Below are 24227 nucleotides of genomic sequence, written 5' to 3' on the forward strand. Positions count from 1 at the left end.
TCTCTCGATGGTAGGTTATTGTTCGAATTTGAACAACCTCGAGAGGGTGGGTCGATGGCCGAGCCGCGATGGCTTGACGACGAAGAGATGCGCGCCTGGGAGGCGTTCCTCGCCGCGACGGCGCTGCTGAACCGGCGGATCGAACAGCAGCTCAAGGACGAGGCCCACCTGTCGCACACCCAGTACGAGGTGCTCGTTCGACTGGCCAGGGCCACGGACAACGAACTCCGGATGACCGAACTCTCCGCAGCCCTGTTCACCTCGAAGAGCGGCCTCACCTACCAAATTGACCAGCTGGTGAAGGCCGGTTTCGTCCGCCGCAGCCCATCACCCGACGACCCCCGCGGCATCGTCGCCACCATCACCCCCACCGGCCTCCGCAAACTCGAAGCCGCCGCACCCGGCCACGTCACCCTGGTACGCGAAGTCCTGATCGACGTCCTGACCCCCGAGCAGCTCACCGCCATCGCGGACGGCCTCGGCGAGGTCGCAGACAGGCTTCGCACCCCCTCGCGCCTACCGCCAACCCCGCTCTGAGCCGAAAGCCCTGACCGGTCCGTCGGCAAGGGCTTCCCACAGCTCACTTCGCGATTGCGGTATGCCTGATCTTTGCGATCGCAACCTTGAAGCCTCTTCCACCGACCGCTGCACCGTGCATCTTCAGTGCGGCCCGCGAGAAGAAGTACATGATCTCCCCGAGATCGCCTTCCTTGCCGGTCGCGATCGCGTAGACCACTGTCCACTCGCCGGCCGATCCGAACTCGGCCGAAGGGTCGAGGCGATGCAGGCCGCCCATGACCCGCTCCCGATAGTCGTTGTCGTCCAACAACATCCGAGCCGACATCGAACCTCGCTGGAACAGATGGCTCATCTTGTCCGATCCGTCCATCCGTTTGACGCACAGCAACTTCTTGTCCCGCGTCAGCACGTCGCAAACTTCGATGTTCGTCCCGGGCCGACCACGGTAGAGCTGTCGATCGAGGACAGATCGCATCGGTGAGCTCTTGTCCCAGCCAGTTGCTATAACGTTCCTCGCCGTGTTTCCCTGGCACATTGTCGAGCAGGAACTGGTCGTCCCAGGGCGGTAGTTCCAGATCGTTCGTCATATCGACAATGTTGTCGCGCATGTATCGATTGACCAGGTCGACGTAGTCGTTGTTGATCCGAATCCAAGCTCCCGCAGTGAGTGCGTAGTCCTGAATGTGGCCATTGCGGATGCTTTTGGCGGAACCAACGACATAGTTCCGTAACGGCTCCAGCTCATTGAGCGGCTTCCCGCCGAGATCGAACGCCTGAACCTTGACTGTATTGAGCGGGTCGGCCCACCCATCAACGTCGTCTATCGCGGAGTGGACATCATCTGCCAGTAGTTCCGACACTGTCGCGCCCGCGTGACGGCGCGACAGCCGGAACATGTCCGCGGCGAGGTCGGTGTCGTCGGGCAGCGCGAATCCGATGGCACGGTCCCGGTCCCGCATCGCCTCGGCGATCCAAGTATCCAGCTCGGCGATCTTCTCTTTATCGGTTTCCCGTCGGAAGTAGTCCAAGAACGGGAAGATCGAGGTGTAGTCGTCAGATCCGTAGAGCTCCAGCACCTTTCCAAGCATTTCCGACAACGCCCCGAAGCCGAAGCTGTCGACATTCAATTGCAGGGCATCGGAACCATTTACAGTTTTGACGAAACCGGGGATCTCGACTTCTCCGCCGAACCTGCTGATCCATTCCTCATCGGAAAGCAGACCGAGCGCGAAAGCCTCGTAATGTGTCGGCAGGTCGACCCGGTCCGGGTCAATCGAATTCGCCGCCACCTTCAACCCGAAATCCTGTTCGATCAGGGACTTATCGATCACCTGGAGGCCGTGTCCGAAAGTTATCGCGAACTGTCGAGTGTGTGCCTCGACGAGCAACACCGCTCCGGCCGACCGGCCGGCAATCGGCCCGTCATCTTCGTCCTGACCGAACAAGGGCACGAGACAGTCGTGCCAGCACACCGGCTTGTCACACCCTTGACAGACGAACGGTCTCCACCGCACCCCACCCCCGGCAGGAACCAGTGGACGCTCCTGGCATCCGTTGGGTTGCCGCAGACTCTCCGAAGAGAGATCCGCATGCTCGCGCAGTAGATACACGTTCACTCGCATGAGTAAGAACTGTTCCTTCCTAATGAAACGCGACAAGAATCGGCCGACCGCTCGATCGACGGAATTGGCACGCGATTGCCGAGACACCGGAGAGCCACTCGAACGATCGTGTCCCCTCTTGCGGCAGGTCGAGCCGATGTGCTATTCGTAACTTCACGCAAAGGCTAGGGGGAGAACCAGATTCGGCGCGACCGGATCTGCGCACACTTCGCACCGGATTTGCGCAGGAGGGGCATTCCGTGACCGACCCGGAGTATCAGAGACAAACGTTCTCAACGTTCCAAGTCTCCGACGCGGACCGAGCAGACTATTGGACACGTCATGTTCGGATGAACCACGGGGAATTGCGGTTCGATTTCGGAGAACATAGAGATTTCGCTGGTCGAACCGAGGTGCAACGGTGCGGCCCATACCAACTGGTCGAGTTCGAATCCCGACGCATCCGCTATCAGCGGACCCCGGCCCATCTCCGCAACGACGACGACCGCAGCGCGCGACTCGTGGTCCCGCTGCACGGGCGGATAGCGCTCGCCCAGGGCGAAGGCGCGGCGATGCTGGCACCGGGACAGATGGGTATGGTCTCCCTCGATGTAACCATTCAGGCTGTGGCTGGGTTCCAAGGGTTTCCGCTGATGGTGGCGTGGAGACCATCCAGGATGGGGGCGCCGTTTTTGCGCATGGTGGAGATGTAGCTGCGGATTCGCAGCCACGCTCGTGCCCCGTCGCTCGAGCGATGGCAGCCTGAGATCTTCAGCTGGGTTTTGACGGGTCGAAGATCGCGCTCGGCCTGATTATTTGTGAAGCCGACCTGCAAGTCGCGGGCGAAGCGCAACACCTCGTCCTCGCGGGACTTCAACCTGGTCAACAGGTTCCGGGTCTTGGACTGTTTCAGGCCGGCGCGACGGGGATTATCGGACAACCCGCACAACACCGCATGGCGCCACCGGTGCAGCAGTGGGTCGAGGACCTCGGCCGCGATGGCCGACCGGCCCAGCGCTCGTGCCTGGTGGGCGGCGGTGTTGAGCCCGTACAACGCGTCCAGCGCCGCGGTGGGCCAGGCGTTGGACGGATCGGCCTCACCGGCGGCGACCAACTCTCGCGCGATGTGCGCCTCGCACAAGGCGTGGACGGCGCCAGCGTAGTCCTTGCCGTCATACACCGACAGCGAATCATGCACGCACACACCGGTATAGCCGGGCAGGATCCCGAATTCATCCACCGCGACCCGTCCCCGGGACTTGTGCAGGAAATAGGCGGTCAACGTCGCGGTCGAGGCCACGTGCAGCCACATCTTCGAGCCGTTGACATTGATCGAGGTCTCATCCACATGCAGCAGATACGCCGCCATCAACTGCGCCCGGATCAACGCGTCGGTGTCGGCAAGTGCCTCACCGGTCGCGGCGATCACCGAACTGATCCACCCCGTCGACGGCCGCGCCCCGGTCACATCCGCGATCAACTCCGCGGCCCGCGCCACCGGAACATGCTGATATACCACGAGATAGCAAGCCAACGCCCGAAGATTCGGGCCGTACTGAACCGGTGCACTCACCCCGTCCGGGGCCGTCGCCGCGGTGACATGACCGCACCCGCACCGCACCGAGTGCAGGCGGTGCTCGAACACCGACGCCGCGATCACCTCGGGAATGTCGACCACTTGCCGCGCAGCCACTTTCACCGACTCTCGACCAGCCAGACCGCCGCCACAACTACCACACGCACCCGGCACGTAATCGCAGGAATCATCGGCAATCTCTTTGCGACGCAACGTGACACCCTGATCGCCGGACTGCTTGCCCGGCTTACGACCAGCCTTGCGCTGCTGGGCACGAGACAGGCTGCGGTTCAACCGATCACCAGAGGGCGCACGGTTGGAGTTCTTCGAGTTCTGCTTCGACTGCCGCTCGAGCTCAACGATCCTGGCCTGCAACTCCCCGATCAACCGCGCCTGCTCGGCCACAACCATGAGCAGTTGCTCAACAGTGGGCACGGGATCGGACACCCAGCAAGCTGACCAGTAGCCGGGCCCATAGTCAAGCCGCCACACCACTCAAACCATCAGTCGCACAGGCTGAATGGTTACCCCTCGATCGCCCGTTGAGTCTGGCCCACGACGACAGCGCCCACGCTTGGATTCTCACCATTCCGGCGGAGGACATTCCTGCGGAGCTAGTGTCTCGTGATTCTCATTGTCTTACAGGATGATTCAGTGTCGTGTTTACTGTCGGAGTGGAGTTGACGGCGGATCAGGTAGCGGCGTTGCGGGGACTGGTGAACAGCCCGGATGTGGCTGCGTCAGTGGGTACTCGGGCGCGGATCGTGTTGTGGCGCGCGGAGAATCGGCGCAAGACCGAGATCGCGGCGCTGGCCGGGGTGTCGCGGCCGACGGTCGATGCGTGGCTGGCCCGGTACGAGGCCGACGGTATCGCCGGGCTGCTTGATCACAAGCGTGGGGCCGGGCGCGAGCAGGTGCCCGCGCGGATTCGCGCCCGGATTCTCGCGGCGACGCGTACCAGTCCGCCGGCCGGGTTGTCGCAGTGGTCGAGCCGGGAGATGGTGAAGTTCATCGCGCGTACCGAGGGCGTGTCGGTGTCGTGGCATTATGTGGCCAAACTCTGGCGCGACACCGGATTGAAGCCTCACCGCCACGGCACGTTCACACTCAGTCGCGATCCGGCCTTCGCCGACAAGCTCGCCGACATCGTCGGGCTCTACCTCGATCCGCCCGGTGGCGCGGTGGTGCTCAGTATCGATGAGAAGACGCAGGTGCAGGCGTTGGATCGGACTCAGCCGGTGTTGCCGATCTGCTTCGGGGTGACCGAGAAACGCACCCACGACTACGTGCGCCATGGCACCACGAACCTGTTCGCCGCCCTCGATATCGGCACCGGGCGCGTCTACGGCGAATGCAAACCGACCCGCAACGGCGCCGACTTCGTGGCGTTCCTCGACAAGGCCGTCAAGCCACACCGTGGCAAGGACATCCACATCGTGCTCGACAACCTGTCCACCCACGCCACACCCGCGGTGGTGAAGTGGCTCGAGGCCCACCCGCGCGTGGAGTTCCACTTCACCCCGGTCGGATCGTCGTGGATCAACCAGATCGAAATCTGGTTCGGCATTATCACCCGCCAGTCGATCCGCCGTGGCACCTTCAGTTCGGTGAAAGTCCTTGTCACACAGATCCGTGACTACATCACTCACTGGAACACCGACCCGAAGCCCTTCGAATGGACCGCGACCACCGACGAGATCCTCGCCAAGGTCCGACTCACTCAAACCAACATCAAGAAGCTCGTCGACAACAACGGGAAGTAACGCCATCAGAATCACGAGACACTAGCGCCCGAGCGCGGACTCGACTGTGAAGCCCGGGCAATCCTCCGCATTACACGTGGTCACAGGCTCACGCTACAGTCCTTTTGTGCTCTGGCGCATCAGCGCCACGCACGCCGACCATTCTTCGTCCAATCGCACAAGTTGATCTCAGGCAAGCCCCAAGATCCGATGTCATTGCCGAGCAATCGATTTCGGGTATCCGAAATGAAGTCTCGGTGTACCGTTTGGCGAAACGCTCTGTTGACTTCCCTCGGAACTCGACAGACGATGCGAGCAATGACTCGCCGAGCTTTACGGGTAGTTGGGTAGGTAATTACGATGGCGGACAACGACGTCGACCATTCAGCAGCAAATCGGCAGTTGCGCGAGGCACAGATTGTCGCCGATTCGCGATTGGCCTTGGACGGTGGGAATCCCGTTCGACAGGAACCGTGGCCGACCTACGACCGCGGTGCGGTGTGCGTTCACCCTGATGACGAGGCTGCAGCCCTGCGTGCGATCCGCAGCCACCTCTACTTCCGATACGACTACCGGCCTGCCCACGAGACCGAGTGCGCCCAGTTCGAGGCCCAGTTGTGCCGATACTTCGAATGCAAACACGCACTGGCCACCTCGAGCGGCACCACCGCACTGGCGCTGGCCATTATGGCCGCGGGTATCGAACCCGGCAGCTTGATCGCCTGTCCCGGATTTACTTTCGCCGCCACCCCGAGCGCGATAATCCTCGCAGGTTGTCAGCCATTTCTCGTCGATGTGGACGAAAACCTCCATTTAGACGTCGCCGACTTACGCAGCCGGTGGACTCCGGAAGTCAAAGCCATCATGGTCGTGCATATGCGCGGCTTCGCCGGCGATATGGCCGCGCTGATCAATTTCGCCGATGAAATGGGTGTACCGGTATTCGAGGACGCGGTCCCCGCACTCGGCGCGGAACTGGACGGCCGCAAACTCGGCACCTTCGGCCTGGCCGGTGCGTTCAGCACCCAGTCGGACAAGGCGCTCAACAGCGGCGAGGGCGGCTTCCTGCTCACCGACGACAGCTCCCTGTTCGCCCGCGCCACCGTGCTTTCCGGCGCCTACGAGGGCCGGCTGCGCCGGCATTTCCCGGACGGCGAGCCACCGATCGCCACCGATCTGGATCTGCCGCTGCTCAGTTTCCGGATGGACGAGATCCGGGCCGCGCTGCTGCGCGCCGAGCTCGACAGATTGCCGATTCGGCTGGCCGCCTTCCGGCGCAACTACGACTACGTCGCAACGGCACTGGCCGATATCGCCGGGATGCACATCCGGCGGCCGGTGGCACCCGGCGCCTACCTGGGCGAGGCGTTCATCTTCCTGGTGCCCGTCGGAGCCGCGCAGTGGTTCGCGCGAGCACTGTGCCACGAGGGCATCGAGGCACGCAACCTGGGCTCGGACGCCGACACCAACATCCGGGCCTTCTGGAACTGGCGGTTCATGTTCCCCGGCATGGAGACCGCGGCGATCAAGGAGCTGCTGCCCAACGCCACGCGCTATTTGCAACGGGCAGTGGACATTCCGCTCTCCTCGACGCTGTCGGAGGCGGACTGCGACCAACTCGTCGCGGCGGTGCGCAAGGTCGTCGGCGCGCTCGCCACAACCACCGATGAAGGCGCCAGTTCCGCCTGGGCCGGGCACCGATGACGGCACCCTCCGAGACAGGAGCGTTCCCACGCCTGGCGCTTGCCGGGGTGTTCGGCGGGCTGTTCTGCGGATATCTCGGACTGTCCGCGGCGATCCCGGTGCTGCCCGCCCACGTTCGGGACCAGTTCGGCGCGGGCGATCTCGCGGTAGGCCTCGCGGTTACGGCCACCGCGCTGACCGCGTTGCTCACCCGGCCGATCTTCGGCGGGCTGGCGGACCGCTACGGGCATCGCTCCGTCATGCGGTTCGGTGCCCTCGCCATCGCGGCGGGTGGGCTGCTGTACTTCCTGCCGATCGGTTTGGCCGGATTGATGGCGGTGCGCCTACTGGTCGGTGTCGGCGAGGCCGCGTTGTTCACCGCGGGCGCGGTCTGGACCGTCACGCTGGCGCCGCACAACCGTCGCGGCCAGGTGATCGGGCTCTACGGCGTCGCCATGTGGGGCGGCATCTCCTTGGGCACCGCACTCGGAGCGGTGTTGCGGCACTTCGGCATTGATGCGGTGTGGGCCTTCTGCGCCATCGCGCCGCTCGTCGGCCTCGTCCTGATCAGCATCGTCCCGCCGCAACCGCACGTCGAGCCGTCCGGCGGTGGCCGTGGACTGCTGCTGCGGCCCGCCGTGCTGCCCGGTCTCGGCCTTGCGCTCGGGGCCGCAGGCTACGTCGGCCTGGCCGCGTTCGTCATCACCGGGTTGCAAGAACGCGGAATCGACTCGGGCGTCATCGTTTTGAGCACCTTCAGCGCGGTGTACGCGGGCACCCGCCTGGTCATCGGGCATCTGCCGGACAAGCTCGGACCGCGCCGGGTCGCATCCTGTTGTGGCGCAGGCGAAGCCGCGGGGCTGCTGATCATCGCCTGGGCGCCGAATCTGCCGATTGCGGTGCTCGGCGCGGTGGTCATGGGGGTCGGGTTCTCGCTACTGCACCCCTCGCTGGCCCTGATGGTCATGAACAACACCGAAAGCTCCAAGCAGGGAGCCGCTCTCGGCGCGTACACCTCGTTCTGGGATCTCGGCCTGTTCGTCTGGGGCCCGGCGACGGGTGCGATCGCGACCGGGTTCGGCTACCCCGCCGTCTTCGTGGTCGGCGCGGCCTGCGCACTCGCGGCCTCGGTGCTGGCCATGACGATCCGGCAAGCGGTGACCACGGAGAAGGCGATCAACGGATGACGAACTCACCATCGGACACCGGCGCCGAACCGCTGAAGGTCCTGTGCATCACCGGCTGGTGCCGCAACGGCAGCACCATCATCGGCAACATCCTCAACGAGATTCCGGGCTTCTTCCACGTCGGTGAGCTGCACTTCCTGTGGAAGAACGCGGCGCAGCGGGGCGTGAACGAGGACTGCGGTTGCGGGCGAAAGCTGGTCGACTGCCCGATCTGGTCCGCGATCCTGCCGGTCGGACAACCGGCGGGAACCACCCTGGTGGAGCACGCCGACGCGGTCATCCGGCGTCAGCTCGGCAGTGTTCGGACCAGGCACACCTGGCGGCTGCTCCGCGGCCTGCACAGCGAGCAGCTCCGAGCGCATGCCGCCCTGATGACCGATGTCTATCAGGCCATCGCGAAGCGCAGCGATTCGCGGGTGATCATCGATACCTCGAAGATGCCGGGCGAATCGGCGTTGCTCGAACGTCTCGACGGCATCACGCCGTATTACGTCCATGTGGTCCGCGATCCTCGGGCGGTAGCCCAATCATGGAGCAAGCCAAAGGAATACGTGTACGCCATGGGTCCGGGTAAGAGTACCGGCTACTGGACCGGCTTCAATCTCGCCGCGCACGCGATCACCAAGCGTTATCCGGAACGGTCGATGTTCCTGCGGTACGAGGACTTCATCGCCGATCCGGCGGGCACGATCGACCAACTACTGCGGTTGATAGAGAGCGATCCGGCCGGCAACCCGGTCACCGATCGAACGGTCGAGTTGCACACCAATCACACAGTCACCGGGAATCCGGACCGGTTCAACATCGGTGCCACCGTCATCCGTCCGTCCGACGACTCCTGGCGGACCGGGCTGCCGCAGTCGGCACAGCGGACGGTCGCGGCACTGTCGTGGCCCCTCACGCGCCGCTACGGATACGAGTTCGGCGCTGCCGACTCGAAGGGAAGGGGCTAGCGGAGTGGATCTAGGACTCGAGAACAAAGTCGCGCTGATAGCGGGCGGATCGAGCGGCATCGGCCTGGCAGTGGCCCGCGAGCTGGCCGCCGAGGGTGCGCACGTCGCCATCGGCGCGCGTGATCCCGGGCGGCTCGCGGCGGCGGAGCGGGCGGTCAAAGAGGTTGCGCGCGGGCGTGTGCACGCGACGAGCGTGGATATCGCCGACAGCGCGGCGACCCATCACTGGATCGACGAGGTCGCCGCCGAGTTCGGTGGGTTGCACATCGTCGTCATCAGCGGCGGCAGTCCGCCGACCGGCAATGCCGCGACCTTCGCGATATCGGACTACCGGGCCGCGGTCGACGGGGTGCTGATGCCCGCTGTCGATGTGGCGCTCACCGCGTTGCCCCACCTCAGAGAGTCTCGTTGGGGCCGGGTGCTTTTCGTCGCATCGGAGACGGCGAGCGTCCCGATCAGCGGGCTGGCGATGTCCGGGGTGACCCGCGCGGCCATCGTCCGGTTCGCCCAGTCGCTCGCCGCCGAGGTGGGCCGGGACGGTGTAACGGTGAACGTGCTCGCACCGAGCGCGACCCGCACTCCCCTGCTGGAACGTGTTGCGGCGCAACGAGCTACCGACGGCGGAATCGAAGCGCAGTTCGACGCGATGGGCACGCACACGGCTGTCGGACGGATCGCCCGTCCGGAGGAGATGGCCGCGGTGGCCACTTTCCTGGCGAGCACGCGGGCCTCGTATATCACCGGCACGGTCCAGCTGGTCGACGGCGGTGCGAGCGTGCTCGGACCGACGTCGGCGCATCTGCCCTGGGAAGCCGACGTGCACGCGGAATCGGAGTGAACCGTCTCGGCACCCTTGCCGATGACATGGAAGGAATCACCACATGCTGAAGACAGATGGCATCAAAGAGACCCTGGCCCAGGTCGTTTCGGATCGTAAGAAGGAGCTGTCGCCGGGGCGGATGTTCGTCGAGGCCTGCGCAAAGGACGGGCTCGACGCGTCGGTCGAGTACGACGTGACCATCACCGACACGCTCACCAGCTCGCGGCGCAAACCGCGCTACCCCGCACGAAATGCGCTCAAAGCCATTGACCTGTCCCGTGATCCGCGCCAGTTCTACTGGCACGAGAGCGCACCCAGCGCTGACGACGCGCCCATCGATGGGGCCGAGGTTCGCCGCGAACTGGCCAGCCGGTTCCACAAGTCGCCGATCCCGGAGCTCCTCACCACCACCGCCTGGGTTCAGGTGCCACCCGAAATGTGGGAGGACCCGGAGACTTTCGAGTCGTTCATCAACTACCGCCTGATCGTCCGGCTCTGCACCGCCGAGAATTACACGATCATCAGCGGCGAGGGTGGCCTGCTGAACATCCCCGGCATCGCACGGATAACCGATCCCGGACCCTTCGCCTCGACGATCCTGTGGGCCTGCAACGAAGTCGAGCAGATGGGCGGCACCGCCGACGGTCTGATCATCAACCCGGTCGACTACTACCGCGCCATGGGTACCAGCCGACTGATGGAGGACCTCGAGCAGAACGGCGTGTTCATCTGCCGCACCCGTCTGGTCGAACCAGGGAGTGCGATCGTCGGCGACTTCGGCCACGGCGCACAGCTTTTCGATGCCGGACGTTCGGTGATCCGGTTCGCCGAGCCGCCGCCGGGGACGTTCGCCGAGCCGGGTGCGGCGGTCATGGCGGAGATCTACGAGCGCGTCGTGGTCAACCTACCGACCAACTTCTTCGTCGTGACCGTGTAGGTCGGATCTGTGACGAGTGAAGGGGCGGCTCCCGTGCCCGAGGGGACGGCAGCCGGCGAAGCCGGCGGGGTGGGTGAATACAGCGACCCGGATGTGGTGGTCGTCGGCGGCGGGGTCGCCGGGCTGTTCTGCGCCTATCACCTGCGGCGGGGCGGGGCCTCGGTCACTGTGCTCGAGCGTGGCGCGCTCGGTGGGCCGCAGTCGTGTTCGTACGGGAATACGGGTTTCGTCGGCACGCATGGCGCCGCGCCGCTGGCTGAACCGGGTATGCGTTCGCTTCGTGCTCTCGGCATGCTGAGTGTGGATGCGCCGTTCTACGTCAAGCTGCGGGCTGATCGCGAATTGCTGCGCTGGTTGGGGCATTTCGGGCGCGCTTGCTCGGCGACTGCAGCTGCGGCAGGTTTCTGCGCGTTGGTCGGGATGAAGAAACGCAGTCTCGAGATACTGCTCGAACTGTGTGAATCACCCAGTATCGCTGCAACTTTCGAGTCGCCGGGGATTGTGCTGACCTTCAAGACCGCGCAGGGTTTCGCGGATGCCAGTCGGGTTGTGCCGCGAACCGTTGCGAATGGTGTACCGCTGCGGGTCCTCGGTGCGGGGGAACTCGATGAGCTCGAGCCGAAGACTCGTTTCGATATCCATGGCGCCCTGTACAGCCCGGAAGGTGCCTATCTGCACGTGCCGGAGTTCGTCGTCGAATTCGGCCGGGTGCTGCGGGAAATGGGGGTCGAGATCTGCGAGCACACCGACGTGACCGGTTTCGAGGTCTCCGCGCGGAAAGTCGAACGGCTGCATACGAATCGCGGGGATTTCCGCCCCCGCGACGTGGTCGTCGCCGCGGGCGCGTGGTCGACCGAGTGCGCTCGCTTGGCGGGGGTCGGCCTGACGCTGCAACCGATCAAGGGATACAGCGTCACCATGGATATGCCGCCCAGCGGGCCCAGTCGGCCGGTGTTGCTGAGCGAGGGCCGAATGGCGATGGTGCCGCTGGGCGACCGCCTGCGCATCGGCGGACGACTCGAGCTGACCGGAATGAGCAGGGCCATCTCCGAACGGCGCGTGCGGGGAATGCTGCGGACCGTCAGCGAATACCTGCCCGAACTCGAAGAAACGCAGACCCGCGAGACATGGAGTGGTCTGCGCCCCTGCACGCCGGACGGAGTGCCGCTGATCGGCCGCACCGGTTTGCGCAACATGTTGATCGCGGTCGGCTACGGCCATATCGGCATGGGGCTCGCGCCCGCCGGTGGCGAACTCATCAGCCATATCCTGGCAGGACAACAACCAACCACCGACCCGGCTCCGCTGCGGCCGGACCGTTTCGGCAGCTCAATTCTCTAAGGCGTCACCAGTGATCGAAAACCCAGGTGTCAAGGGCGACACCACAATCGGTGTCCTCTGCCTCGACACCGCATTCACCAAAATCCCGGGCCATATCCGCAATCGAACAACCTTCGACTTTCCGGTCGTCTACCAAGTAGTGCACGGCGCGACCCCGCAGCGGATGGTGACCGAAGCGGATCCGACCCTCCTCGAGCCATTCATCATCGCCGCCAAGGAGCTCGAAGCACGCGGCGTAGCGGCGATTACCAGCGGATGCGGCTTCCTCGTCATCTTCCAACAGCAGTTGGCCGACGCCGTGCAAATCCCGCTGTACAGCTCCAGCCTGATCCAGGTACCGATGGTGCACCGCATGCTCGCCGCCGACCGCAAAGTCGGCCTACTAGTCGCCAAGAAAGCCGCCCTCACCCACCGCCACCTACAGGCGATCGGCGCCGATTCGGTCCCGATCTGCATCGCCGGAATGGACGCACAACCCGAGTTCCGCGAGGTCATCCTCGAAGGCCGCCGCACCATCCTCGACCCCGACCGCCTCGGCCGAGAGGTCCTCTACGAAATCGACCAACTAGCCGCCGCCAACCCAGACATGGGTGCCCTCGTCATCGAATGCACCGACCTGGTCCCCTACGGCCACGCCATCCAACACCGCCTAGGCATCCCGGTCTTCGACATTGTCACGCTCACCGAAATGGTCCACCGGACCCTGAGCCACCGCCCCTTCCCCCGCTGAGGGTCCTCCTGCCATTCGCGAACACGGCGGGCAACCGATGGCGCTACTGCTGAGCTAGGCGGCGCTCGACGGATTCAACCTTGGTAGTCAGAGTGTTGCTGTAGCCAGGACGGATGTCGGCCTTGATGACGATGCTGCACCGCCCGGACACCGTCATCACCGCATCGGTAGCTGCCTTGATGACAGCCATCACCTCATCCCAGTCGCCTTCGATCTCGGTGAAACTAGCTGCTGTCCGATTGGGCAGCCCGCTCTCCCGGATAACGCGAACCGCCGCGGCAACCTGCTCACCGACATCTTCTCCGACGCCGACCGGGGTAATCGAGAATGCTGCAAGCATGCCGTCTCCTCCTCATCGCACCTGCACCGACATTCCACGGCGCAGGATAGTAGATACGAAAACTGTTCCAGGACTACAGAGTACGTAGCAACTCGTAAGTCTCTCGGCGAAGTTCGGGCACGCCATGTGCATCCTTGATCCGCGGTGTCCCGGCCAGCCGATGGATTCGCCTGATGTGCTCGGCGACCCGTTCTGAAGTTGTCCCTTTGGCCTTGTCGACGACGCTGATACCAAGCACTACGCCTTCGTCGACATCGCCGTGGCGGAGTTGCAGTGCAGCAAGCTTGGCTGTGCTGAAGAGTCTTGATCGGGCGTACCCATCAGACAGTTGCTGCGCTTCCTGAAGGCGTTGGATGGTGTGGGACACCTCGACACCGCGGGTAAAAGCCAGCTCGAATAGACCTTGGGCAAGATCGGAAGTAAGCAACTTGTCGTTGTAGTAGGCCTTGAATCCTTCGTGTTCTGTGTCGGGATGGTCCTCCTCTTCGGCCCCGGCAAAGTACTGCTCCGCTTCTATGACTGCTCGTAGACATTCGCGGTGATGTCCTTGGCGTCCGAAGGCTCGTGCCTTGACGGCAGCGATGTCTGCGCGCCGGAGAAGAGACAGCTTGTCGGCGCGGAGCGAAGCAATTCCCAGTTTGTCGAGTGCGTCGTCGAGGTCACGGCGGTAGATCGACTGGCGTGCGATGCAAGTCAGTATCGCTGCCCGTATCCACCAGTCTCCATCCTCGGCGATGAGCGCCCAACCTTCGTCGAAATGGGCTCTGGCGCTCGCGTGTTGGCCGCGGTCGTAGTTGGCCCAGCCAACAACCCGGTAGAAGGTGGCCACAGCGGCTTTGAGCTCTCTCTCGACATGCGGAGGCATCTGCGCGTGGAGGTAGCCATTCGCGACGCGGAGTTGGGTGGCCATCCCTTCAGTGATACTGATGCCTGCGTCGTCGACTTCACGGAAAAGCCCGGCCCAGGCATTCACTCGGTCGACATGTTCCATGCCGACCCGAGCGGGCGGATTCGGCTCAACCGATTCGCCGGCAAAGGCCGGCGACATGCCAGCGGCAACAGCTACGAGTCCCGAGCCCGCACCCAGCACAAAGGCGCGACGAGGCAGCGACACGAGGACGACCTCTCCGGCGGCGGTCCGGGCGGGTACCCAGACCTGATCAGCTTCATCGACCCCCAGCAACGTCGGTGTTCGGTGGCCGAGGGTGTCATTCGCCAGCGTAACCGTCACTGGGGAACGGGAATCAACTCCGCTGTGGACGTCACTGAGCCCACTCAGCGCCCGCTCGAACCGGGCTACCACCTCAATAGAGGCGTTCGCGAGCGCGTCTTCGAGAATCAATCGGCTGGAAGGTCGAAGTTGCGCGTCGGCTCCCTGGCCTCCCATGCGGCCACCGTGCGCGATGCCAGCTTCAGTTTCTCAGCGAACCTGTCAACACTGAGCAACATGGCCTCGCGCAAGGCTTTGGATTCGATCCCAGTCCAGCAGTAGATGATCATTCGCTCAGCTCCAGCCCCTGCTCGTGCTGCCGCAATGGAACGAAAGCTACACGCGTTCAACCACCTCTGTAACTCGATCGGTCGAGTTCGACGCGTTGGAACCCGCGGGGGAACTGCACCGTTACGTCATGGTTGCCTCCGCCGCCACCCGCCAGGCTGAGATCAGCACCTGCGCCGAGAGGCGGGCGATTACTTCCTATCGGACATGCGAAACCGGCCGGGCAAATATCCGGATTCGGTTGGCCGGTCCGGCGTCGGTGTGCCCGCAGTAATCCCGATCGAGAGGAATGCCGAAATGCTCGACCGCGCAACAGATCCCCAGTTCGTAGCCGCCTGCCGAGCCGAAGATCTCGACCCTGATCTTGCCGCGCGTCGCGTCGAGAGCGGAACCATGGTCTTCCTGCGATCGGAGGCCAGTCGACATATGACGACGTTCCGGCCGCTGCTCGTCGGGGAGGACACCCGCCGCAAGGTGTCGGCGCTGATCGGGTTGGGACCGCGTGATACCGATCGGCAGGCCATCGTCGAGAGCATGGCGGTGATCCTGGCCGCAGGTCCGGACGCGGTCATGGATCTCACCACCAACCCCCAGGGGGTAGCCTTGCGGGCCGACCTCAAGGAAATCGTGGGTATTCCACTGGGCGCTTGCCTGACTTACGATTTGTTCGCCAATCCTCGAAAGAAGTTGAGCCGCACCGAATTCCTGGAACGGTTTGAGCTGGGTCTCGCCCCTGGTGTCGACTTCGTTCTCATCCACGCGGGCATCAATCCCGCGCTCGTCGAGATGAGTGAGAAGTCCGATCGGGTCATGCCCACCACGTCACGCGGTGGCGGCCTGCTCGCCCGTTACATGCGTATGCATCACTGCGACAATCCGTTGATCGAGTATTTCGACGGAATCATAGACATCTGCCGTCGGCGCGAGGTCGTGCTAGACCTCGGCGACACTTTCCGCCCCGGCGCTACCGCCGACGCAGGCGACGAACTGAAGTGGCGCGAAATCCAACTGCTTGCCGAGTTGCGTACGGATGCACTCTGTGGAGGTGTCCAGGTCTTGTGTGAGAGCGGCGGTCATATGCCGCTGCACCGGATCCCAGAGCTGATCTCCGCCTACAAAGAAGCACTCGGCGGTGCACCGCTGTGGCTGGCTGGGCCCATGGTGATCGACAACGGCAGGTCCGCGTCGCGATCAGTGCGTTGGATCTCGTGCGCGGCTGGAAACCCGAGATCGACAGGCAGCGCGCGATAAGTGTGGCCCGGCGCGCGAACGACTGGGAGATCCAGCAAGGGCATGCCCTGTATCCGGGGCTGGCCGGCAACGCGTTCATCGAGCACGGACTGCGCAAAGGTGCGCCGTGCACGATCTGCGGACGCTGTGCCCGCACATCACCGCGAAAAAGGACCACGAGGAGACACCGGTAGCGGCGGTGCAGGCGGGGCCGCTACCGCTGCCTACACCCGAGGTGGGGCCGCGCGGTGAGGTCGGTCCGGATGACGACGAGGACCCCGAATACGAGGCTGACGCGGCTGTACTAGCGGCCACCTTCCGGACGGAATCGTGAGATGGAGACCACGACCCTCGCCGAACGCATAATCTCACGGCTACCCAGCGCGGCCGACATCGAGCTCGCGGCCCAGGGCATTGCTGACGATCTGCGCGCGCTCGGCCATTGCGTTCCGGCCGACGGCTGGCTGATCGTCGGCGGTTCTCTGGCACGTGGCGAGCCCACCTTCATTCGCCACCGTGGTGAGCCACTGTTGATCAGCGACATCGATTTCCTGTACGTCTACGACGGTGACGAACCCTCGATGTCCATACCGGAGCTGCGCATCCTCGCCGAAAGCGCCTTTCCCACAGTCGATCTGATGACACTGCCGCTCGGCGACTACCGAACTGTTCAGACCTCGCTCGGATTCGATTTCAAGGACCTCGGCCTGGCTGTCACCGAGCACGGCATGCCCGACAAAGACCCCGTGCGCCTCGACGCCCGCGACGCCTATGAGATCCTGTTGTACTACACGCAGGCGTACTTCTGGCTCGGCATCCACGATCAATGGTGCGCCGCGGGGGATTCGGCGCATTTCCATCTGATGGTGAACCGGCTGTGCATGAAGGTTCTGCGTGCCACCGCCATGCTCGACGGCGCCTACGCGCATCACGACTTCGACCGAATGGCACCACATCTCGCCGAGCAGATGCGCTCCGAACTCCACTGGCGACGCGACCCTACCCAACCGCCCATGGATCCGGGTCGGTTCTGGACCTACCTACACGACGCCTTTCAACGGTTCGACGCGGAATTTGGACTGCCACGTCCGGACGCGGTGAATCACAGCCGCTACGCGACAACGAGCAGCGGTCGAATCGTGGCTCGCCACCACCAAGCTGTCCATGCATTGGGCCGCGCGATGGCAGAAGCCTCGGTCGGTACGCCAGACCCGGCGGCGTTGGCTACGGTGAAGCGTCGCGCTTGGCAACGGATAACAGGCTGGACCGGCACCGCACCACAACCGAGTCCCGAGGACTACTTCCGGGTGCACAAGCAGGAAATCCACGACCACCTACTCGCCATGAAAGTGCAGGTCAGATAAGTGAAGCTGCTGGTTACCGGGGGTGCGGGTTTCATTGGCGCCACCGTCACGAGGATGCTGCTCGATGTCGGGCATGAGGTTGTCGTGGTCGACGACCTGTCGCGAAACGACGATCGTCAGATTCCCGACGGGGCGAAGTTCATTCAGCTGCGCGTCCATGACGTCGCGGAAGTTCTCACCTTTGGGTCCGGGTTCGATGCCGTGCTGCACTTCGCGGGGCTGATCGCGGCAGGCGAGTCGATGCACCATCCGGAATGGCATTGGGACAACAACACTCGTGCGTCTCTCGCGCTGCTCGACGCGATGCGGGCCGCCGAAGTCGACAAACTGGTGTTCTCCTCGACTGCGGCGGTGTACGGCGAACCGACTGAGCTTCCGCTGGTCGAGACCGCACCCACGAGCCCGGTCAACACCTACGGCGATACCAAACTCGCGATCGACCGTGCGATCACCAGCTACACCCGTGCGTTCCCATTCGGGGCAATCTCACTGCGCTACTTCAACGTTGCGGGCGCGCACGACTGTGCGGACGGCACCATGATCGGCGAACGTCAAAACCCCGAAACCCACTTGATCCCGCTCGCGCTCGACGCCGCGATCGGCCGAGTCGACAAGTTCAGCCTGTTCGGTGATGACTATCCGACCCCAGACGGGACTTGTGTGCGGGACTACATCCACATCACGGACCTGGCCCGCGCACACCTGCTCGCCCTCGGAGCCATCCGCCCCGGTGAACACAATATCTACAACCTCGGCAATGGGATCGGATTCTCGAATCTCCAAGTGATCCGCGCGATTCGCGAAGTCACCGGCGTGCAATTCGAGCTCGAAACCGGACCGCGGCGACCTGGCGACCCGGCAACCCTCTACGCCTCATCCGAACTCGCACAGCGGGAACTCGGCTGGACCCCGGAAAAGCCGGACATCATCGACATCGTCCGCGATGCCTGGCGGTTCCATCAACAGCCGCACTGATCCGACGGCGGGTTTGCACACGTGCCACCAGCCATGGCTGACCGGCCTTCGGGGGCGGCCGTCGTGGCGAACGACCCCGTTGACCAGCGCCGAACCGCGCGTCAGCTCATCAGGCCGCTCTGGTAGGCGAGGACTACGGCTTGGGTGCGGTCTCGGGAGGCGGTTTTGGCGATTACGTGGGCTACGTGGGTTCGGGTGGTGGCGGGGCTGATGAAGAGTTCGGTGCTGATTTCGGTGTTGGAGCGGCCTCGGGCCATGAGTACCAGGACTTCTCGTTCTCTAGTGGTGAGGGAGGAGATGGTGGTGGGGGCGGTGGTTGCTCGGGGGCCGGCGCGGCGGAGGGCACCGAGGACGCTGCCGACGATGGCGGGGTCGAGCCAGCCGTCGCCTGCGGCGCAGCGGCGGATGGCCTCGGCGAGGTCGGCGGGGGCGGCGTGTTTGAGGAGGAAACCGCTGGCGCCTGCGGCGAGTGCCTCTTGGACGGCGGTGTCCTCGTGGAAGGTGGTGAGGACGAGGACGGCTGGGGCGTCGGGGGTGGCGGTGATTGCCCTGGTGGCTTCGATGCCGTCCATGATCGGCATGCGGAGATCCATCAGAACTACTTGGGGTGCAAGGGTTTTCACGGCGTCGATCACGGCGGCGCCGTCGCCGACCTCGCCGACCACCTCGATGTCGGTGGTCGCGCCGAGCAGCATGACGCAGCCCGCGCGCACGAGCGCCTCGTCCTCGGCGACGAGCACGGTGATCGTCATGACACCTCGATCGATGGGTGGGCGGGAAGCGTGGCATGGACACACCAGCCGTCGTCGTCCGGCCCGGAGGTCAGTTCGCCGCCCAATGCGTCGAGACGTTCCCGCAGCCCGCGCAGCCCGTTGCCGGACGACAACGCCGCCGCGGCAGGCGCAGCACGCCCGCCGGAGCTGCGGACGGTGAGGTCGAGAGTGCGCTCGGTCCAGGCGATGCCGAGCGTGACCGTCGCGTCTCGGCCCGCGTGTTTGGTGACGTTGGTCAGCGACTCCTGCACGATCCGGTAGGCCGCGAGGTCGGCGTCGGGGTCCAGCGACCGCGCGGTACCGGTGACATCGGTGCGCACCTGTAACCCTGTGCGCCGGGCGGATTCGAGCAGCCGCTCCACATCGGCAAGCCGGGCAGGCGCGGCACCGTCCGACTCGGTCGAGCGCAGCAGCCCGAGCATCGAGTGCAATTCGGTCATCGCCTGCGCCCCCGCCTGCTCGATCACCTCCAGCGCCTGCCGCACCCGCGGATCGGCACCGGTGGCGAGCGCGCGGGCGGCGCCCGCGTGCAGGATCATGCCCGCGACCGCGCCGGTGACACTGTCGTGCAGTTCGTGCGCGAGCCGCAAACGCTGTGCGGCGAGCGCTTTTTCGGCTTCCGCCGCTAGTCGCTCACGCTCGGCGCGCGCATGCTGTTCGCGCGCATGTGCCAACCTGCCGAGCCCCCAGGCAATGGACAGGAACAGCGCCCACGCCGCAGCCGCGGCGACGAACCCGCGCAGCTGGGTCTCGGGCGGCTCGGCCTGCGCGAATCGGTAACTGAACAGGCCGAGCGGCAGCGCGGACGCGACGAGCACGAGCCGGGCGACGGGTCCGGCCACCCGGCTCGCCACCGCGTACGCCGCCACAAGCAGGTAAGCGAACGGCAAATAGCCGGGGACAACAAGATTCACGCCGGTGCAGAGCCACACCACCACCCACACCGACAGCGGAAACCGGCGCCGCAGCAGTAACGCCCCGCACAGACCGACGGCGAGGGCAGGCACCACCCACAGCGGCATCGTTGCGCCGCCCACCAGGCCCCGATCCCCACCCCAGAAAACCAAATCCACTGCGCCGGTGACGAATACGAATATCACGTCGGCGATCCGACGCAGCAGAACAGGCGCCCGCCGCGACTCGGTCACAGCCGACAGCTCAGGACCGGAGACGACTGCGGCTGCACTGCGCGGGCCGCCGCGTTGATCTCGGCCCACCGTGATTCGCCGCGTCATGAGCAGCAGTTTCCCACGAATCGAGTCGGCGAGTCGGCCGTTCGCACCGCTCTCACCTGCCGAGATAACGCCCCCGGCTAGGGAATTGGTGGGATCATCCCCCGCCGAAGAGACGGAAGACGAACCGAAGCGGGTCCTCCACGGGGATCTCGGGCAGACCGGCCGGCGGCGGAGCCTGCGCGAGCACCCTGCGCACGGCGGCGATTATCTCGCCGGTCGTCGGCTCCAGGAACGGCTGGAAGCCGTCCGGATCTTCGCGCAGGACGACCGGAACGCCCTGCACCGGCGCCGTCGAACTGGCCGCGAGCTGGAGCAGCACCAGCTCCGGAGCCTCGGGAACCACCCTGACCTGGGCGACATCGATGACCTCGGCGATCGCCTCCGCGGCGGCGAACACACCCATCCGCAGTGCCCGCGGATGGTCCGCGAGTGCTTGGTTCAGCGGCGGGTCGACCAGTGCGAACTCCGGTTCCACCAATGTTGCCGCGCCGAGCAATTCACCGGTGGCACCCGCATCGTCGACCGCGTACACCACGACCAAGGTCCGCCTCGTCATGCGCAGCAGTGTCGCACGAATGGGGCTGCTACCGCGGGGCGATGAGGGTTCTCATCGCGTGGTGGTAGGCGCGGAACACCGCAGCAGGCCGATTCGCGCGAGTGCCCGCTCCGGCCATTCTTGAGTCGTTCGATTCCCCCGGCGACCAGGCCGAATCCCAGAAGGGCTGGACCACAATGCTTCAGGATACGGCGTTCACGTTCGCCCACCCCGACTACTACGAACCCTTCGATCGCACCGATCCGGGCCGGCGCTACAACCCGACCCGGCGTCCGGAAGGGTGGATCCGCCGTGAGTTCGACGTGTGGACCCAGTGGACGCCGCCGCACACCGAACTGCCCGAGCAGGGCTGGAAGGTGCACGTCTCGAGCGCCCTCGGTTCCGCGCAGCAGGTCCTCGATGTGGTGAGCGCCGCATGCGTCGAGCTCGGGATCTCGTTCAAGCACCTCACCGGCAAGCAGTACTTCCTCTGGATGCACGGCAAGCACGGCAGCCGAGTGCAGAGCGGCAAGTTCTGCGCCCTCTATCCGCCGACACCGCAGCTCGCGTACGCCTTACTCGAACGACTCGAGCGCGAATTGTCCGGTGTCGCAGGGCCATACGTGCTCACCGACCGGCGCTTCGGTTCCTCGCAGTGCGTGTCCTACCGCTACGGTGCCTTCCGCCAGCGGCGCCGCCTGCAGCCCGACGGCACCCGGGTGCCGACCATGCTCGCCCTCGACGGCACCGAGGTGTCCGACGAGCGCCGCCCCGAATTCCGGCTGCCCGCAGGCATTGCCGACCCGTTCGACCCGGTACTCGAGGCGGACGGCGGCGACGAGGTGAGCTTCCACGGCTACACCTTCGAGAGCGTGCTGCAACCGAGCAACGCGGGCGGCGCGTATCGGGCCAGTCGCGCCGATGGCACCCCTGTATTCGTGAAAGAGGCTCGCGCACAAAACGGTTACGGCGGCGACGAGGACGCACGAGGGCGGCTCGAGCGCGAGTACTTGACGCTGCGCGCCCTGCACGCCGTCGCACCCGGCCTGGCTCCGGCGCCGATCGAACTGTTCACCGAGTGGGAGCACACCTACCTGGTCACCGAGTTCGTCCCCGGCCGCACGCTGAGCAAGTGGATGGTCGCGACGAATCCGCTGATCCATGCCGGCGAGCACCCGACCGTCTTCGCCGACTACTACCGGCGATGCACGCACATTCTCGATCAACTCACCGCACAGCTGGCCGCCCTGCACGAGCTCGGCTACGCCTTTGTCGACGTCGCACCGGGCAATATCCTGGTCGATGACGACGACACGGTGCGGCTCATCGACTTCGAGGCCACCCAGCCCGTCGACCATCCCCTCGGTCTGCTCGGCACACCGGGTTATGAACCTCCGGAATCGCGGGCGCTCGGTGCGCGAGCGAAGACCGATCCCCTGCATGTCGACGCGTACGGCCTGACCGCGGTCGCGCAGCTGCTCGTCTTCCCGATGCACGAGGCCGCACGGCGCAGCCCGGAAACCCTGGACCATCTGTATGCCGAGCTGGCCGAATTGTGCCAGCCGCCAACGGATTTGTGGGTCACCGTACTGCGATCACGGTCCGCGCCGGACGTGCTGCGGCTGCCGACGCCCGCTCAGGTGCGCTCCGCACCGGCGGACGCGGTGCGCTGGCTGCGCGATCGCACGGCCGACGCGCTGGAACGCATGGTCGATCTCACCAATCCCCGCTGGACGTATCCGACTGCGCCGGAAGGACATCGGTCCAACACCCGCTGCGTCGCCTACGGCACCGCGGGTGTGCTGCACGCGCTGCGCGCCGCCGACCGCGAGATCGACCCACGGGTCGTCGAGCGACTGCGCACCCTCGCCCTGCACAACCGGCTGACGACCGGACCGGGTCTGCTGTTCGGCAATGCCGGAATCGCCTGGGTACTGGACGATCTCGGCGAGCGCGACGCGGCCATTGCGTTACTTGCCGAAGCCAGCCGACACCGGCTCGCGACCGAGGCGCCCGCGTGGGGCGGCGGGGCGGCGGGAGTCGCTATGACGCACCTGTCCTTCTTCCACCGCACCGGCGACCCCGAACACCTCGACCAGGCCCAGCGGCTGCTCGACTCCGTGCCCGACGGCGATGCGCTCATCCCCGCGCTCGGCCCGGACCATCCGTCCGGACTCGTGCACGGCAGGCCCGGCATCGCGCTTGCGCTGTACTACCTTTCGGTCTTCACCGGAACCGACGAGCCGTTCGAACGCGGACTCCAGCTGCTGCGTGACGAACTCGTGCACGTCGAGCCGATACCCGTCGGCGCCATCGGCTTTCGAGTCTCCACCACCGACCGACGCAATATGCCGTACCTGGCGTGCGGCAGCGCGGGCTACGCCCACGTGCTGGCGCGCTACCTCGCCCGCCGACCCGACCCGGAACTCACCGAGCTGCTGCGCAGTTGCGTTCGCGCCGTTGGCATCCGGTTCACCGCGGCCCCGGGGTTGTTCCAGGGGCAGGCCGGCCTCGCACTCGTGCACGCCGACCTGGCCGCCCTCTTCCCGGACGAGAACTTCCTCCCCGATGCCCCCGCCCGGTCGGCCGCCCTGTTCAAGTACGCGATCGGCGGCGAGACCGGCGTCCGGTGGCTCGGCGGCCGCGGACAGCGACTGAGCGCCGACCTGGCCTCCGGTTCCGCGGGCATCCTGCTTGCCCTGCAGCACGCCACCACCGGCGTCACCGACCCGCTGTTCACCCTCGATCAGTGCCTTGACGCCGACCGGCCCGTGCCGCTGCGCGAACAGCACTGACAGGCAACACAGCCACCTCAGACCACCCAACGACGACGAGATCACCCGAGGAGGTGAACCACATGACCAAGGTACTGAAGCTCCAGCTGCAGTCCGACCCCGAGCTCGGCGACGACGCCCCGCTCAGCTCCTACAGCGAGCACCACTGCAACAACGCGGAGGAGGCGCTCTGAACCGAACACGAAATCAACGAAACGAGAGGAGGTGAATGACATGACAAAGGTCCTGAAACTGCAACTGCAGTCCGACCCGGAACTCGGCGACGACGCGCCGATGAGCTCCTACAGCGAGCACCACTGCGGTGGTGGCGGTGGTGGCGGCGGCTCCGAGGAGGTGCTGTAGCTCGATGAATCGCCGGGCGCGGGTCTGACCCGCGCCCGGCGAAATCCCTTG

23 protein-coding genes and 1 pseudogene are annotated in these 24227 nt (G+C 65.1%); 16 read left to right on the forward strand and 8 right to left on the reverse strand.

What is annotated here, in order from left to right; translation table 11 throughout:
- Positions 1-54 precede the first annotated feature (54 nt).
- On the forward strand, positions 55-537 hold the full coding sequence (locus tag ACQPW1_RS26830; protein ID WP_433654323.1) for a MarR family winged helix-turn-helix transcriptional regulator: 483 nt from the start codon (positions 55-57) through the stop codon (positions 535-537).
- A gap of 43 nt (positions 538-580) precedes the next feature.
- Here ACQPW1_RS26830 and ACQPW1_RS26835 read toward each other — a convergent pair whose 3' ends face one another.
- The 3 genes and pseudogenes from ACQPW1_RS26835 to tnpC all read right to left on the reverse strand — a co-directional run bounded on the left by ACQPW1_RS26835 (position 581) and on the right by tnpC (position 4131).
- Positions 581-994 (reverse strand): DUF6119 family protein, encoded by a 414-nt coding sequence (locus ACQPW1_RS26835; protein WP_433654324.1) that lies wholly within the window; start codon positions 992-994, stop codon positions 581-583.
- Positions 995-1043: 49 nt separating this feature from the next.
- Positions 1044-2141, reverse strand: a pseudogene (locus ACQPW1_RS26840) (DUF6119 family protein); the annotation flags it as partial.
- A 598-nt stretch (positions 2142-2739) separates the two neighbouring features.
- A complete protein-coding gene (tnpC, locus tag ACQPW1_RS26845) occupies positions 2740-4131 on the reverse strand; it encodes an IS66 family transposase (protein WP_433654325.1) in 1392 nt (463 codons plus the stop codon).
- A 224-nt stretch (positions 4132-4355) separates the two neighbouring features.
- Here tnpC and ACQPW1_RS26850 point away from each other — a divergent pair, with 224 nt between their 5' ends.
- The 8 genes from ACQPW1_RS26850 (at position 4356) to ACQPW1_RS26885 (ending at position 13089) form a co-directional block, all read left to right on the forward strand.
- The gene (locus ACQPW1_RS26850) at positions 4356-5459 is read left to right on the forward strand and encodes an IS630 family transposase (RefSeq protein WP_433654327.1); all 1104 of its coding nucleotides are present in this window, start codon (positions 4356-4358) and stop codon (positions 5457-5459) included.
- A 339-nt stretch (positions 5460-5798) separates the two neighbouring features.
- Positions 5799-7142, forward strand: coding sequence for a DegT/DnrJ/EryC1/StrS family aminotransferase (locus ACQPW1_RS26855; protein ID WP_433654328.1), 1344 nt, complete (start codon positions 5799-5801; stop codon positions 7140-7142).
- Positions 7139-8308, forward strand: a complete 1170-nt coding sequence (locus ACQPW1_RS26860) for an MFS transporter (protein WP_433654330.1) — start codon at positions 7139-7141, stop codon at positions 8306-8308. The genes ACQPW1_RS26855 and ACQPW1_RS26860 overlap by 4 nt, the downstream gene beginning before the upstream one ends.
- Positions 8305-9261, forward strand: coding sequence for a sulfotransferase (locus tag ACQPW1_RS26865; protein WP_433654331.1), 957 nt, complete (start codon positions 8305-8307; stop codon positions 9259-9261). The genes ACQPW1_RS26860 and ACQPW1_RS26865 overlap by 4 nt, the downstream gene beginning before the upstream one ends.
- A 4-nt stretch (positions 9262-9265) precedes the next feature.
- Positions 9266-10099, forward strand: coding sequence for an SDR family NAD(P)-dependent oxidoreductase (locus ACQPW1_RS26870; RefSeq protein ID WP_433654332.1), 834 nt, complete (start codon positions 9266-9268; stop codon positions 10097-10099).
- 43 nt (positions 10100-10142) lie between these two features.
- Positions 10143-11018, forward strand: a complete 876-nt coding sequence (locus ACQPW1_RS26875) for a family 3 encapsulin nanocompartment shell protein (RefSeq protein ID WP_433654334.1) — start codon at positions 10143-10145, stop codon at positions 11016-11018.
- 33 nt (positions 11019-11051) lie between these two features.
- Entirely contained in the window at positions 11052-12359 is a 1308-nt protein-coding gene (locus ACQPW1_RS26880) for an NAD(P)/FAD-dependent oxidoreductase (RefSeq protein ID WP_433654336.1), read from the forward strand.
- 10 nt (positions 12360-12369) lie between these two features.
- Complete coding sequence (locus ACQPW1_RS26885; protein ID WP_433654337.1) at positions 12370-13089, forward strand: aspartate/glutamate racemase family protein; 720 nt, start codon at positions 12370-12372, stop codon at positions 13087-13089.
- 43 nt (positions 13090-13132) lie between these two features.
- Here the strand turns inward: ACQPW1_RS26885 and ACQPW1_RS26890 are convergent, their stop codons facing one another.
- Entirely contained in the window at positions 13133-13429 is a 297-nt protein-coding gene (locus tag ACQPW1_RS26890) for an MTH1187 family thiamine-binding protein (RefSeq protein ID WP_433654339.1), read from the reverse strand.
- Between the two features lie 73 nt (positions 13430-13502).
- A complete protein-coding gene (locus ACQPW1_RS26895) occupies positions 13503-14816 on the reverse strand; it encodes a hypothetical protein (RefSeq protein ID WP_433654341.1) in 1314 nt (437 codons plus the stop codon).
- Between the two features lie 408 nt (positions 14817-15224).
- On the opposite strand from ACQPW1_RS26895, the gene ACQPW1_RS26900 reads away from it, so the two are divergent.
- From ACQPW1_RS26900 to galE, 5 genes are read left to right on the forward strand one after another with little or no spacing between them, the layout of a single operon-like run.
- Positions 15225-16178, forward strand: coding sequence for a phosphomethylpyrimidine synthase ThiC (locus ACQPW1_RS26900; protein WP_433654342.1), 954 nt, complete (start codon positions 15225-15227; stop codon positions 16176-16178).
- Positions 16136-16351 (forward strand): hypothetical protein, encoded by a 216-nt coding sequence (locus ACQPW1_RS26905; RefSeq protein WP_433665344.1) that lies wholly within the window; start codon positions 16136-16138, stop codon positions 16349-16351. The genes ACQPW1_RS26900 and ACQPW1_RS26905 overlap by 43 nt, the downstream gene beginning before the upstream one ends.
- Positions 16285-16491: a hypothetical protein gene (locus tag ACQPW1_RS26910; protein WP_433665591.1), complete on the forward strand. Its 207-nt coding sequence runs from the start codon at positions 16285-16287 to the stop codon at positions 16489-16491. Before ACQPW1_RS26905 ends, ACQPW1_RS26910 begins: the two co-directional genes overlap by 67 nt.
- Before the next feature lies 1 nt (position 16492).
- Complete coding sequence (locus ACQPW1_RS26915) at positions 16493-17521, forward strand: hypothetical protein (RefSeq protein ID WP_433654343.1); 1029 nt, start codon at positions 16493-16495, stop codon at positions 17519-17521.
- Positions 17522-18496, forward strand: coding sequence for a UDP-glucose 4-epimerase GalE (gene galE / locus ACQPW1_RS26920; RefSeq protein WP_433654344.1), 975 nt, complete (start codon positions 17522-17524; stop codon positions 18494-18496).
- A 101-nt stretch (positions 18497-18597) separates the two neighbouring features.
- Here the strand turns inward: galE and ACQPW1_RS26925 are convergent, their stop codons facing one another.
- The 3 genes from ACQPW1_RS26925 to ACQPW1_RS26935 form a co-directional block, all read right to left on the reverse strand.
- Positions 18598-19248, reverse strand: a complete 651-nt coding sequence (locus ACQPW1_RS26925; protein ID WP_433654345.1) for a response regulator — start codon at positions 19246-19248, stop codon at positions 18598-18600.
- Positions 19245-20504, reverse strand: coding sequence for a sensor histidine kinase (locus ACQPW1_RS26930; protein ID WP_433654347.1), 1260 nt, complete (start codon positions 20502-20504; stop codon positions 19245-19247). The genes ACQPW1_RS26925 and ACQPW1_RS26930 overlap by 4 nt, the downstream gene beginning before the upstream one ends.
- Before the next feature lie 94 nt (positions 20505-20598).
- Positions 20599-21060: a hypothetical protein gene (locus ACQPW1_RS26935; protein ID WP_433654349.1), complete on the reverse strand. Its 462-nt coding sequence runs from the start codon at positions 21058-21060 to the stop codon at positions 20599-20601.
- 176 nt (positions 21061-21236) lie between these two features.
- On the opposite strand from ACQPW1_RS26935, the gene lanKC reads away from it, so the two are divergent.
- Together lanKC and ACQPW1_RS26945 are read left to right on the forward strand one after the other, a co-directional pair.
- Complete coding sequence (gene lanKC / locus ACQPW1_RS26940) at positions 21237-23834, forward strand: class III lanthionine synthetase LanKC (RefSeq protein WP_433654350.1); 2598 nt, start codon at positions 21237-21239, stop codon at positions 23832-23834.
- A gap of 213 nt (positions 23835-24047) precedes the next feature.
- On the forward strand, positions 24048-24176 hold the full coding sequence (locus tag ACQPW1_RS26945; protein WP_281427676.1) for a hypothetical protein: 129 nt from the start codon (positions 24048-24050) through the stop codon (positions 24174-24176).
- Positions 24177-24227: the final 51 nt, after the last annotated feature.

Origin of the sequence: Nocardia sp. CA-128927 (genome assembly GCF_050955855.1) — a bacterium.
Classification (GTDB): domain Bacteria; phylum Actinomycetota; class Actinomycetes; order Mycobacteriales; family Mycobacteriaceae; genus Nocardia.

What these genes read in the sequence shown, in the direction of transcription:
- ACQPW1_RS26930 (WP_433654347.1), bottom strand. Translation starts at nt 20,504, where the DNA reads ATGACGCGGCGAATCACGGTGGGCCGAGATCAACGCGGCGGCCCGCGC.
- lanKC (WP_433654350.1), top strand. Translation starts at nt 21,237, where the DNA reads ATGCTTCAGGATACGGCGTTCACGTTCGCCCACCCCGACTACTACGAA.
- ACQPW1_RS26855 (WP_433654328.1), top strand. Translation starts at nt 5,799, where the DNA reads ATGGCGGACAACGACGTCGACCATTCAGCAGCAAATCGGCAGTTGCGC.
- ACQPW1_RS26925 (WP_433654345.1), bottom strand. Translation starts at nt 19,248, where the DNA reads ATGACGATCACCGTGCTCGTCGCCGAGGACGAGGCGCTCGTGCGCGCG.
- ACQPW1_RS26890 (WP_433654339.1), bottom strand. Translation starts at nt 13,429, where the DNA reads ATGCTTGCAGCATTCTCGATTACCCCGGTCGGCGTCGGAGAAGATGTC.
- ACQPW1_RS26895 (WP_433654341.1), bottom strand. Translation starts at nt 14,816, where the DNA reads ATGGGAGGCCAGGGAGCCGACGCGCAACTTCGACCTTCCAGCCGATTG.
- ACQPW1_RS26945 (WP_281427676.1), top strand. Translation starts at nt 24,048, where the DNA reads ATGACAAAGGTCCTGAAACTGCAACTGCAGTCCGACCCGGAACTCGGC.
- ACQPW1_RS26860 (WP_433654330.1), top strand. Translation starts at nt 7,139, where the DNA reads ATGACGGCACCCTCCGAGACAGGAGCGTTCCCACGCCTGGCGCTTGCC.
- ACQPW1_RS26915 (WP_433654343.1), top strand. Translation starts at nt 16,493, where the DNA reads ATGGAGACCACGACCCTCGCCGAACGCATAATCTCACGGCTACCCAGC.
- ACQPW1_RS26865 (WP_433654331.1), top strand. Translation starts at nt 8,305, where the DNA reads ATGACGAACTCACCATCGGACACCGGCGCCGAACCGCTGAAGGTCCTG.
- ACQPW1_RS26875 (WP_433654334.1), top strand. Translation starts at nt 10,143, where the DNA reads ATGCTGAAGACAGATGGCATCAAAGAGACCCTGGCCCAGGTCGTTTCG.
- ACQPW1_RS26830 (WP_433654323.1), top strand. Translation starts at nt 55, where the DNA reads ATGGCCGAGCCGCGATGGCTTGACGACGAAGAGATGCGCGCCTGGGAG.
- ACQPW1_RS26835 (WP_433654324.1), bottom strand. Translation starts at nt 994, where the DNA reads ATGCGATCTGTCCTCGATCGACAGCTCTACCGTGGTCGGCCCGGGACG.
- ACQPW1_RS26935 (WP_433654349.1), bottom strand. Translation starts at nt 21,060, where the DNA reads ATGACGAGGCGGACCTTGGTCGTGGTGTACGCGGTCGACGATGCGGGT.
- ACQPW1_RS26900 (WP_433654342.1), top strand. Translation starts at nt 15,225, where the DNA reads ATGCTCGACCGCGCAACAGATCCCCAGTTCGTAGCCGCCTGCCGAGCC.